This window comes from Frankiales bacterium, assembly GCA_016125335.1.
Taxonomy (GTDB): domain Bacteria; phylum Actinomycetota; class Actinomycetes; order S36-B12; family CAIYMF01; genus Longivirga.
Genome location: WGLY01000031.1, coordinates 1 through 10,554 on the forward strand (window position 1 = coordinate 1; position 10,554 = coordinate 10,554).

The 10,554-nt window shown below is 76.2% G+C and carries 10 protein-coding genes; 2 read left to right on the forward strand and 8 right to left on the reverse strand.

The window, feature by feature from the left end; genetic code table 11:
• Positions 1-165 precede the first annotated feature (165 nt).
• Both menD and GC157_15840 read right to left on the reverse strand, forming a co-directional pair.
• Complete coding sequence (gene menD / locus GC157_15835) at positions 166-2,013, reverse strand: 2-succinyl-5-enolpyruvyl-6-hydroxy-3-cyclohexene-1-carboxylic-acid synthase (protein MBI1378928.1); 1,848 nt, start codon at positions 2,011-2,013, stop codon at positions 166-168.
• Entirely contained in the window at positions 2,010-2,978 is a 969-nt protein-coding gene (locus tag GC157_15840) for an o-succinylbenzoate synthase (protein ID MBI1378929.1), read from the reverse strand. The genes menD and GC157_15840 overlap by 4 nt, the downstream gene beginning before the upstream one ends.
• Before the next feature lie 187 nt (positions 2,979-3,165).
• Here GC157_15840 and GC157_15845 point away from each other — a divergent pair, with 187 nt between their 5' ends.
• Positions 3,166-4,362 carry an AMP-binding protein gene (locus GC157_15845; GenBank protein MBI1378930.1) on the forward strand — a complete coding sequence of 399 codons (1,197 nt, stop codon included), beginning with the start codon at positions 3,166-3,168 and terminating at the stop codon, positions 4,360-4,362.
• Between the two features lie 14 nt (positions 4,363-4,376).
• A complete protein-coding gene (locus GC157_15850) occupies positions 4,377-5,384 on the forward strand; it encodes a 1,4-dihydroxy-2-naphthoate polyprenyltransferase (protein ID MBI1378931.1) in 1,008 nt (335 codons plus the stop codon).
• Between the two features lie 8 nt (positions 5,385-5,392).
• Here GC157_15850 and GC157_15855 read toward each other — a convergent pair whose 3' ends face one another.
• The 6 genes from GC157_15855 to GC157_15880 form a co-directional block, all read right to left on the reverse strand.
• Positions 5,393-5,659, reverse strand: a complete 267-nt coding sequence (locus tag GC157_15855; protein MBI1378932.1) for a DUF4229 domain-containing protein — start codon at positions 5,657-5,659, stop codon at positions 5,393-5,395.
• 209 nt (positions 5,660-5,868) lie between these two features.
• On the reverse strand, positions 5,869-6,318 hold the full coding sequence (locus GC157_15860; GenBank protein MBI1378933.1) for a hypothetical protein: 450 nt from the start codon (positions 6,316-6,318) through the stop codon (positions 5,869-5,871).
• A 109-nt stretch (positions 6,319-6,427) separates the two neighbouring features.
• Positions 6,428-7,363, reverse strand: a complete 936-nt coding sequence (gene ccsB, locus GC157_15865) for a c-type cytochrome biogenesis protein CcsB (protein ID MBI1378934.1) — start codon at positions 7,361-7,363, stop codon at positions 6,428-6,430.
• A 72-nt stretch (positions 7,364-7,435) separates the two neighbouring features.
• Positions 7,436-9,010 carry a cytochrome c biogenesis protein ResB gene (locus GC157_15870; protein ID MBI1378935.1) on the reverse strand — a complete coding sequence of 525 codons (1,575 nt, stop codon included), beginning with the start codon at positions 9,008-9,010 and terminating at the stop codon, positions 7,436-7,438.
• A gap of 44 nt (positions 9,011-9,054) precedes the next feature.
• Positions 9,055-9,945 (reverse strand): cytochrome c biogenesis protein CcdA, encoded by an 891-nt coding sequence (locus tag GC157_15875; protein MBI1378936.1) that lies wholly within the window; start codon positions 9,943-9,945, stop codon positions 9,055-9,057.
• Position 9,946: 1 nt separating this feature from the next.
• Complete coding sequence (locus tag GC157_15880; GenBank protein ID MBI1378937.1) at positions 9,947-10,531, reverse strand: redoxin family protein; 585 nt, start codon at positions 10,529-10,531, stop codon at positions 9,947-9,949.
• Positions 10,532-10,554 lie beyond the last annotated feature (23 nt).

Below are 10,554 nucleotides of genomic sequence, written 5' to 3' on the forward strand. Positions count from 1 at the left end.
TGCCAGGCGGGATCGCAAGCCATTCGCGAGCCACAGCCAGAAGGCTGGGCAGCCGGTTCGCGAGCGACCCGCCGGCACCTGACCCGAAGCCTCGCGCAGGTCTCGAGCTACCGAACAGCATCAAGTAGCCGGTTCTTTCTCGGGGTGGATAGGTCACCGCGGAGACTAGGCGTCGTCGAGCTCGCGCAGCGCGGCGCTGACGCCGGACTGGAGGTCGCGCAGCAGCGCCGCCTCGGCCTCACGGTCGCCGACCTTCGCCACGACGACGCGGACGCTGCCCGCGGCGGTGGCCTCGTCGAGGGCGGCCACGAGCGAGGTGACGTCCTCGACCACCGCGACGTGGTCGACCGCGACCGCCCGCGCCACCGCCGCGAGGTCGAGGCCCAGCGGCGTCCCGAACACCCGCTCGAAGTGCTCGGCGCCGGCCTGCTCGAGCTGGCTGAAGATGCCGCCGCCGTCGTTGTCGACCACCACGACGACGAGGTCCGGGCGCGGCTCGTGGTCGCCCACGAGCAGGCCGTTGTGGTCGTGCAGGAACGCGAGGTCGCCCACCAGGGCGTACGCCGTGCCGCCGGTGACGGACACGACCTCGGCGGCGCCGTCCTCGTCGACGGTCAGTGCCGATCGGGTCGACTGGTGCGCCAGACCCGCGCCCCACGCGGTCGACAGCAGCCCGTCGATGCCCGACGCGCCGCGGTTGCCGATCACCGTGGGCACGTCCTCGCTGTCGCGCACGCGGGCGAACGCCTCGAGGTGGCGCACCGGCCACGACGAGCCCACGAGCAGCAGCGAGCTGGAGTCCAGCACGTCCCACAGCGTCCGCGCGACGTCGGGCCCGGTGAGCCCGGTGGCGTCGTCGAGCCGCTTGGACACGGCCGCGGCGGCACGCGCGTCCGCGGCCAGCCAGGAGTCGAGCCAGGAGTCGTCGTACTCCTCGAACGCCGTCGGCGGCTCCGGGACGACGGAGACGAACACCGTCGCGGTCCGCGTGGGGTCCGGGCGGTGCACCGCGTCGCGCTCGTCGGCCACCACCACCAGCGGCGCCTCGCGCAGCATCCGCAGCACCGAGCGCGACAGCCCCACGGTGCCCACGCAGACCACGACGTCAGGCTTGTGGGTGGCGGCGAAGGCGTCGTCGGCGAGCAGCAGCGGCCCGTGGGCCAGCGCGGTGTCGCCGCTGCGCGCGTTGCCGCTCGGCTCGGACAGCAGCGGCCAGCCGCACGCCTCCGCCAGCGCGATCGCGGCGTCGCTGGTCTCGACGTCGGCGACGTCGCCCACCACGACCACCCCGCGGGCGGGCACCACCCGGTCGAGGTCGACGTCGGGACCCGCCACGAGGGCCAGCACCTCGTCGAGCGGCTGGGCCGCGGCCATGGTGAGCCGGGCGTCGGTGGCGGCCGGCGTGCGCTCGGCGCGCTCGGTGCCCGGCGCGGCCAGCCCGAGCGGCTCCACCCACGTCTCGTCGCCGTCCGGCACGAGCGGGTCGCGCAGGGCCACGTTCAGGTGCACCGGCCCGGGCATCCCCGGCTCGGTGCTCACCGCCACGGCCCGGGCCACCACGGAGCGCCAGTAGCGCACCTGGCCCACGCGGGCCTCGGGCACGGCCAGCTCTGCGGCCCACCGGACGGCACCGCCGAACAGCCGCAGCTGGTCGATCGCCTGGTTGGCCCCGGTGTCGCGCAGCTCGGGCGGCCGGTCCGCGGTGAGCGCCAGCAGCGGCACCCCGGCGTAGGACGCCTCCACCACCGCGGGCAGGAGGTTGGCCGCGGCGGTGCCGCTGGTGACCACGACGGCGACCGGCTCGCGCGACACCTTGGCCAGCCCGAGCGCCAGGAACCCGGCGCTGCGCTCGTCGACGCGCACGTGCAGCCGCAGGTCGCCGTCGGCGTCGGCCGCCGCGAGGGCGAGCGCGAGCGGGGCGCTGCGGCTGCCCGGCGCGAGCACCACCTCGCGGACGCCGCCGGCGACGATCTCGTCGACGACGACGCGGGCCAGGGCGGTGGACGGGTTCACCGGCGGTCCTCCCCCACGAGGGCGAGGCAGCGCTCGAGCCGGGCGGTCCACCAGCGCGCCCGCTCGGGGCCGAGCCGGTCCGCCGCGCGGGCCAGGGAGTCGGGGTCGGGGCTGGTGCGCACGGGCGACAGTCTGCCGTCACGGGGCAGCACCGTGACGGCGGTCAGGTCCGCGGCGAGCAGCCGGCCGGTGCCGAACCCGCAGGCCAGCGGGGGGTCGGGCAGGCTCGCCGCCAGCGCCACCCCGGCCGCGAGCCCCACGCTCGAGTCCAGCGACCCGCTCACCGTCACCGGCAGCCCCACCGCGGCCGCCACCTCGAGCGCCGCCGCGACGCCGCCCAGCGGGATCGCCTTGAGCACCAGCACGTCGGCGGCGGCGCGCACCCGCTCCACGGTGGGCGCGTCGAGCACGGCGGCCAGCCGCACACCCTCGTCGACGGCCACCGGCACCGGGCAGCGCGCCCGCAGGGCGGCGAGCTCCTCGAGCGTGGCGCAGGGCTGCTCGGCGTACTCCAGGCCGCCCGCGACGTCGTCGAGCACGGCCAGCCGCTCGGCGGCCTCCTCCACGCTCCAGGCGCCGTTGACGTCGACCCGCACGCGCCCCTGCGGGGCGCCGCAGTCGTCGAGCGCGCCGCGCACCGCCGCCACGCGGGCGACGTCGTCGTCGAACACCTGGCCGCGCTCGCCCACCTTGACCTTCACCGTGGTGCAGCCGTCGGCGGTGACGGCGTCGGCCACGAGCCCGGCGGCCTCCTGCGGCCCGAGGGCGGGCACGATCGCGTTCACCTCGACGGTGTCGCGGACGGCGGCCGGCCAGCGCCCCTCGGCGGCCTCGAGCGCCCCGCGCAGCCAGCGGGCGGCGGTGGCGTCGTCGTACTCCGGGAACGGCGCCCACTCGCCCCACGAGCCGCCCACCCGCAGCAGCACGCCCTCGCGCACGGTGGTGCCGCGGAAGCGCCGGGCCATCGGCAGGGCGAACGGGACGACCTGGTCGGGGCTCACCCCAGGCCCGAGACGAACGCGCACCACCACGACCGCAGGCGCGCGAGGAACGGCTTCACGCCGCCAGCCTAGGCTGGCCGGCGTGACCAGGCCGAGCGGAGCACCCGCACCCCGCGACGCCGACGGCGAGGCGGGACGCCGGCCGGTCCGCGTGCTCGAGGTCGTCCCCGGCCCCGCCGGCGTGGCGAACCTGCTCGCCGCGCTGCCCGCTGCCCTCGCCGGCGACGGCCCGGCGCTGGGCGTGGTGCCCGCGGGTCACGACACGGCCGCCGAGCGCGCCCGGGCCGCGGTGGTGGGCCGGGGCCACGGGACGGACCCCGACGTCGCGGTGGTGCTGGCCACCAGCGGATCCACCGGACGCCCCCGGGGCGTGCTGCTGCCCGGGGCGGCGCTGCTCGCGTCCGCGCACGCGGCGTACGCCCGCCTGGGCGGCCCCGGCGCCTGGACCCTGGCCATCCCGGTCACCGGCGCGGGCGGGCTCCAGGTGCTGGTGCGCTCGCTCGTGAGCGGCCGCGACCCGGTGGTGCTCGCGTCGGTGGGCGGTGCCGAGCGATTCACCGCGCGCGCCTTCGCCGAGGCCACGGCGGCGCTCGACGACGACCTGCCCGCGTACACCTCGCTCGTGCCCACCCAGGTGGCCCGGCTGCTGGACGACCCCGCCGGCCGCGACGCGCTGCGCGCCTACGCCGCGGTGCTGCTCGGCGGCGCGCGCACCCCGCCGGTGCTGCTCGCGCGGCTGCGCGAGGCCGGCGTCGCCGCGGTGACGACGTACGGGATGACCGAGACCAGCGGCGGGATGTTCTACGACGGCACCGCGCTGCCGGGCGTGGGCGCGAGCATCGTGGACCCGGATCCCGACGGCGTCGGGCGGATCGCCCTGTGGGGCCCCACGCTGGCGCGCGGCTACCTCGACGAGCCCGCGCTCACCGAGGCCGCGTTCGCCGAGGGCCGGCTGCTCACCGGAGACGTCGGCCGGCTCGGCGCCGACGGCGTCCTCGAGGTGCTCGGCCGGGTCGACGACGTCGTGCAGGTGGGCGGGGTCAACGTGGCCGTCTCCGCGGTCGCCGACGTCCTGGCCGAGGTGTGCGCCGACGCGTGCGTGCTCGCGGCTCCCGACGACACCTGGGGCAGCACGCTCACCGCCTACCTCGCCCCGCGCGCCGACGGCACGACGCCCGACGACGACGGACTGGCGCGCAGGGTGGCCGGGGCGCTCGGGCGGGCCGCCGTCCCCCGGGCCTGGGTCCGCCTGGACTCGCTCCCCCACCTGCCCAACGGCAAGCCGGACCGCGAGGCGCTGCGCGCCATGACCGGCGCGTCCCGGGAGGCCCCGGCAGCCGGGGACTGACAGACTCCCCCCTCGTGGCGAGCGTCGGTCAGTGGGTGCAGGGCGCGCGGCCCCGCACCCTGCCCGCGGCCGTGGCCCCCGTGCTGCTCGGCACCGCCGCCGGCTGGTACGTGCTGCACGCGGTGCTGGTCCTGTCCGGTCTCGACGGCGAGCCGCTCGCGGCGCAGCTGCGCACCCTGCCGGCCGCAGAGGCCGCGGCGGTGGCGGCCCTGTCGCCCGACGCGGCCACCAGCTACGCGCAGTTCGTCGGCCGCGCGCTGCTGGCCCTCGTGGTCTCGCTGGCCCTGCAGGTGGGCGTGAACTACGCCAACGACTACTCCGACGGCGTCCGCGGCACCGACGACGCCCGGGTGGGCCCGGTGCGGCTGGTGGGCCAGGGGCTCGCGCCGGCGTCGCACGTGCGGCTCGCCGCGCTGCTGTCGTTCGCCGTGGCGGCCGCCGCGGGGCTCGCGCTGGTGCTGCTCACGCACGCGTGGTGGCTGGTCCTCGTGGGGCTCGCGGCCATTCTCGCGGCGTGGTTCTACACCGGCGGCCCGCGGCCCTACGGCTACGCCGGGTTCGGCGAGCTGTTCGTGTTCGTGTTCTTCGGCCTCGTGGCCGTGGTGGGCACGACGTACGTGCTCACCCTCACCGTCGAGGCCGTCGCCGTGGGGTGCGGCGTCGCCGCCGGCTCGCTCTCGGTCGCGATCCTGCTCGCCAACAACCTGCGCGACATCCCCACGGACGCGCAGGCGGGCAAGCGCACGCTGGCCGTGCGCATCGGCGACCGCGGCACGCGCATCGCGTACTCGCTGGCGGTGGCGGTGCCGTTCCTGGTGGCGGTCTCGCTCGCGATCGTCGGCGTCCCCTGGGCCCTGCTGTCCCTGGTGGCCGCGCCGCTGGCCGTCGCCCCCGCCCAGGTGGTGCGCAGCGGGGCGGTCGGGCGCGAGCTCGTGCCCGTGCTCGCCGGCACCGGCCTGCTGCTGCTCGGCTTCGCCGTGGCCCTCTCGGCGGGCCTGGTGGTGCAGGCCGCGCTGGCCTGATCCCGCCCTCAGCTGCCGGGGCGCTCGTCGAAGTCGGCGGAGTCGTCCACGTCCTCGGCCCGGGTCGAGGCGTCGATCCGGTCGCCGATCCCGCGGACCACGCTCGTGATGCCGTACGCCGCGGACTCCCGGATCCGGCTGAGCACGAAGGCGCTGATGACGCCGGAGACCAGGAACGCGAAGAGGATCAGGTAGATCCCGCGCAGGCCCACGAGGTAGAGCACGCCGCCCACGGCGGCGAGCACGGCGATGCGAAGGCCGGTGTAGACGAGCACGGGGTGCCCGCCGGCGGGCGGGCCGGCCGCGGCCGGAGCGCCCTCGGCCGGGGCCGCGTCGCCGGCGGGATCCGGCGTCGGGCCGCTCTGCGGGTCCGGAGCGGCCGGGGCCGGGTCGCCCGAAGGGGCGGTCGTCGTGTCGTCGTCCACGCGACCACGCTACGTCAGGCGCCGGTGGAGGCGCCGCGCCGGGATGCCGGCGGTGGCGCTCACAGGCCGGCGGAGTCGGCGCTGCCCGCCTGGCCGTCCGGCGCCGGGTGCTCCTGCTGCTCGGGCGCCGGGGGCGGCGGGGGCGGCGGGGTGCTCTCGCGGCGCTGGCGCATGCGCTGCGACCAGGTGGCGTCGTCGATCGTGCGCAGGAACGCGGCGTCGTCGTCCGGCGCGGCCGGCCCGGGCCGCCGGGAGACGATCCCGCCCGACACCGACTCGGAGCGCGGGCGGCCGGCGAGCAGCCAGGCCAGCGCCCCGGCCAGCGGGACGATCACCACGAGCACCAGCCACAGCCACTTGGGCAGCAGGCGGGCCTCCTCGCGCGGGGTCAGGATCGCGTCGATGAGGGCGTAGAGCACGATGACGGCGGGCACCGCGTAGAGCAGGAACCTCAGCACCGCGCCACCTCCCGTGTCCGTGCGGGCGGAGCGTCGCCGGCCCGCCTCCAGGACGAGGGTACGTCGCCTCCCGCGCCACCGCGCCCGGGCGGTCCGTCCGGCCGTCCGCCCCGGGCCGACGGGTCGTCCGGCCGCATCCTCGCGCCCCTGTCCGTCGGGGTCAGACGCCCGCGTAGGAGTGCAGGCCGGTGATGAAGATGTTCACCCCGAAGTAGTTGAACAGGAAGCACCCGAAGGCGATGAGGGCCACGACCGCGGCCTTGCGGCCCTTCCACCCGACGGTCGCCCGCGCGTGCAGGTAGGCGGCGTAGGCGACCCAGGTGATGAACGCCCACGTCTCCTTGGGGTCCCAGCCCCAGTAGCGGCCCCAGGCGTTCTCGGCCCAGATCGCGCCGGCCACGATCGCGAAGGTCCACAGCGGGAACATGAACGCGTGGATGCGGTAGGCCATCGCGTCCAGGCGGCCCGACTCCGGCAGCCGGCGGGCCAGCCACTCGAGCCGGTACGAGCGACCGGCCAGCGCCGCGCGCTCGGCCGAGTCCGCGACCAGGAACAGCACGGTGACCGCGGCGCCCACGCAGAACGCGCCGCCGCAGATCACGGCGGCCGAGACGTGGATGAGCAGCCAGTAGGACTTCAGCGCCGGCACGAGCTGCTCGGCGTCGGTGTAGAGGAAGGTCATCGCGCTGCCGAGGGCGAGCAGCACGGGGATGGCGACGAACAGGCCCATCCAGCGCACGTCGCGACGCAGCGAGATGACGAGGAAGACGATCGCGACGCCGAGCGCCGAGGTCATCGAGAACTCGCACATGTTGCCCCACGGCGCGCGGCCGACCGACAGCCCGCGCAGCAGGACGCCTGCGAACAGCAGCGCCGTGCCGGCCCACATCGTGGCCATGCCGATGTTGCCCGCGCGGCGACCGGGCGGCAGGGCGCCGTCGTCCGGGCCGCCCACCGTGGTCTCCACGCGGGTGGCGACGGCGACGCCGCCGGCCCCCTCGGCGCCCGCGGCGGTGCCGGCGGGCACCAGGTCGCGGCCGCGGGTCGCGGCCAGCGAGGCCGCGAACGCGATCATCGCGATCGTGTAGGCCGCCATGGCGCCGTAGACCAGGTAGTTGCTGTACGTCGCGAGCGTCTCGTTGACCGACACCTGTTCTCCCTCGTGCCCCTACGCGCGGCCTGCGCTGGTCGTCGTCGTGGTGGTGCCGAGCTCGCCGGCCAGCGCGTCGACCTCCTCGGTCACACCGGTGTGCTCGGACCGGGTCAGGCCCGCGACCTCGACCACCGTAACGCCCTGCTCGTCGGCCGACACGCGGACCCACACCCGGCGCCGGCGCACCAGCAGGGAGAGCGCCAGGCCGGTGATGGCCAGCAGCGCGGCGAGCAGGGCCAGCGCCATGCCCGGGTCGCGGGCGACGCTGAACGAGGCCCACTGCTCGAACCCGTCGAAGGTGACCGTGCCGTGCCCGCCCGGCAGGGTCCAGCTCTCGCCGGGGCGCAGGGCGTCGATCCCCAGGCGCGTCATCCGGCTGGTGTCCAGCTTGTAGACCGACTGCGGCACGCCGGAGTCCAGGCCGAGGTCGCCGGCCCAGGCGGAGAGGAACACCGCGGGGTCGTCCGGCGCCGGGAACGTCGAGTGGGGGCCCTGCACCTGGTCCACGGCGGCCGTCGGCAGGAAGAACCCCTGAAGGCCCAGCTGCGGCACGGTGTCCGGCGCCTTCACGACGCCGGTGGACGTGAAGTTGGAGTCCTGCGGCAGGAAGACCACCGAGTCGTGGAACACGACGTTGCCGTCGGAGTCCTTGATCGTGATGGTGGGCGCGTAGCCGTGCCCCACCAGGAACACCTTGACGCCGCCCACCTCGAGCGGGTCGTTCACCTGGATCGTCTGCGGGTGCGGCGCGGCACCGGGCTCGGTCACCACGGTGACGTCGGCGGAGAACTCGCGCGCGGCGCCGTTCTGCTGGCCGCCGCGCTGGTAGTCGGCGGTGAAGCGGTCGAGCGTGAAGGCGAACGGCGGCAGCGTCGCCGAGTCGAACGCCACCCCCGGGGCGAAGGCGTCGAACTGGGCCCGGTTGTCGGCGAACGTGGAGCCCTCGCGCACGATCACGGTGCCCTTGAACCCGTAGAGCGAGCCGTAGGCGACGGCGAGCAGCAGCCCGAGCAGCGCCAGGTGGAACACCAGGTTGCCGGTCTCGCGGGAGTAGCCCTTCTCCGCCGCGACCGTGCCCGTGCGGCCGTCGAACGCAGTGGTGTCCACCCGCCAGCGCCGCCGCCGCAGGTGCGCGGCAGCGGCGTCGAGCGTGCCCTGCGGGGTGGCGCCCTCCGCGGGCTCGACGACGCGGTGCTCGGGCAGCCGCGCGAGGTTGCGCGGAGCGGCCGGCGGGCGGGTGCGCACCGCGCGCCAGTGCTGGAGCGAGCGCGGGAGCACGCAGCCGGCGAGCGAGACGAACAGCAGCAGGTAGATGGCCGCGAACCACGGCGCGGAGAAGACGTCGAAGAACCCCAGCTTGTCGAGGAAGGGGCCCTTGGGGTCGTTGGCGAGGTAGTCCGTGACCCGCATCGGGTTCGTGCCGCGCTGCGGGAAGAAGGACCCGATCGAGGACGCCACCGCGAGCAGGAAGAGCAGGATCAGCGCGGTGCGCATGCTCGTGAGCGTGCGCCAGACCCAGCGCAGCCAGCCGGTGATGCCGATCCCCACCTGTCCGGCGGCGTCGTCGCCCTGGGCCGGCGCCGTCGACATCGGGGCCAGCTGCTCGGGCTCCGGCGCGGTGTCGCGCACCTCGGTCACAGCGGCACCCCGAACCCGCTCGCCCACGAGCGCATGCTGATCGTGAGGTCGTCCCACAGCCCGGTGACGAGCAGGACGCCGATGGCCACGAGCATCGCGCCGCCCAGGCGCATCACGAGGCGGTTGTGCCGGCGCACCCAGCCGATGGCGCCCAGCGCACGGCGGAAGAGCAGGCCCACGAGCACGAACGGCAGGCCGAGGCCCAGGCAGTAGAAGACCGACAGCAGCGCGCCGCGGGCGGCGCTGGCCTGCGTGAACGCGAGGGTCTGCACCGCGCCGAGGGTGGGGCCGATGCACGGGGTCCAGCCGAGGCCGAACAGCACGCCGAGGAACGGGGCACCCCACAGGCCCAGCGTGGGGGTGCGGTGCAGCCGCCACTCGCGCTGCGCGCCCGGCATGAGGCCGAGGAACGCCAGGCCGAGCCCGATCACCAGCACGCCGAGCACCCGCGTGATGGTGGTCTGGTAGCGCACGAGGGCCTCGCCGAGGGCGCCGAAGAGCACGCCGTAGGACACGAAGACCACCGTGAACCCGAGGACGAACAGCACCGAGCCGGCGAGCACGCGGCCCTTGGTGCGCGCCCGGGCCACCTGGTCCGGGGCGAGCACGCGCGTGCTGACCCCGGCGCCGGTCCCGCCCGCGGTGCCCTCGGCCGCGACGGCCTGCTCCGGCTCGCCGCTCGCGGACCCGGCCGACGGCGCGGCCGTCGTGGTGGTGGTCTCCTCCTCGCCGGCGAGCTCCGCGCCGGTGAGGCCGGTGACGTAGGACAGGTAGCCGGGCACGAGCGGCAGCACGCACGGGGAGAGGAACGACACCGCGCCCGCGGCGAACGCGATCGGCGCGGCGAGCAGCAGCGACCCGGTGGCGACGGTCTCGACGGCGCTCATCTCAGGCCTTCTCCGCCAGGACGGGGTCGATCATGCCGCGCAGGCCCGAGTAGTCGACCGCGCCGAGCGTGCGCGCGGCGATGCGGCCCTGCCGGTCGAGCACGAGGGTCGACGGGATCGCGTCCGGCGGCAGCGTGCCGGACAGCGCCAGCACGATGCTCTGGTCGCCGTCGTACAGCGACGGGTAGGGCACCTCGAACCGGCGGACGAACGCGGCGGCGTTCTCCACGGAGTCCTTGCCCCCGGCCACGACCCCGACGAAGTCGACGCCCTGCCCGTGCGTGGCCTGGTAGGCGCGGTCGAGGGCGCCCGCCTCCTCGCGGCACGGGCTGCACCACGAGGCCCAGTAGTTGAGGACGACGACCTTGCCGCGCAGCGACGCGAGGTCGAGCCGCGCGCCGTCGAGGGTCGTGCCGGACAGCGAGGGGGCCGGCGCGCGCTCGGCCGAGGGCAGCAGCACCACGGAGCCGTCGCCGGCGACGAAGCCCAGCGAGCCGTCGGTGGACCCGGTGGTCGTGGAGCACCCGGCCAGCGCCACCACAGCGAGCAGCGCCAGCGCGACGGCACGCGTCCGTCGGGCTCTCACGGCGTCGGCTCCTGGTTCGCTCG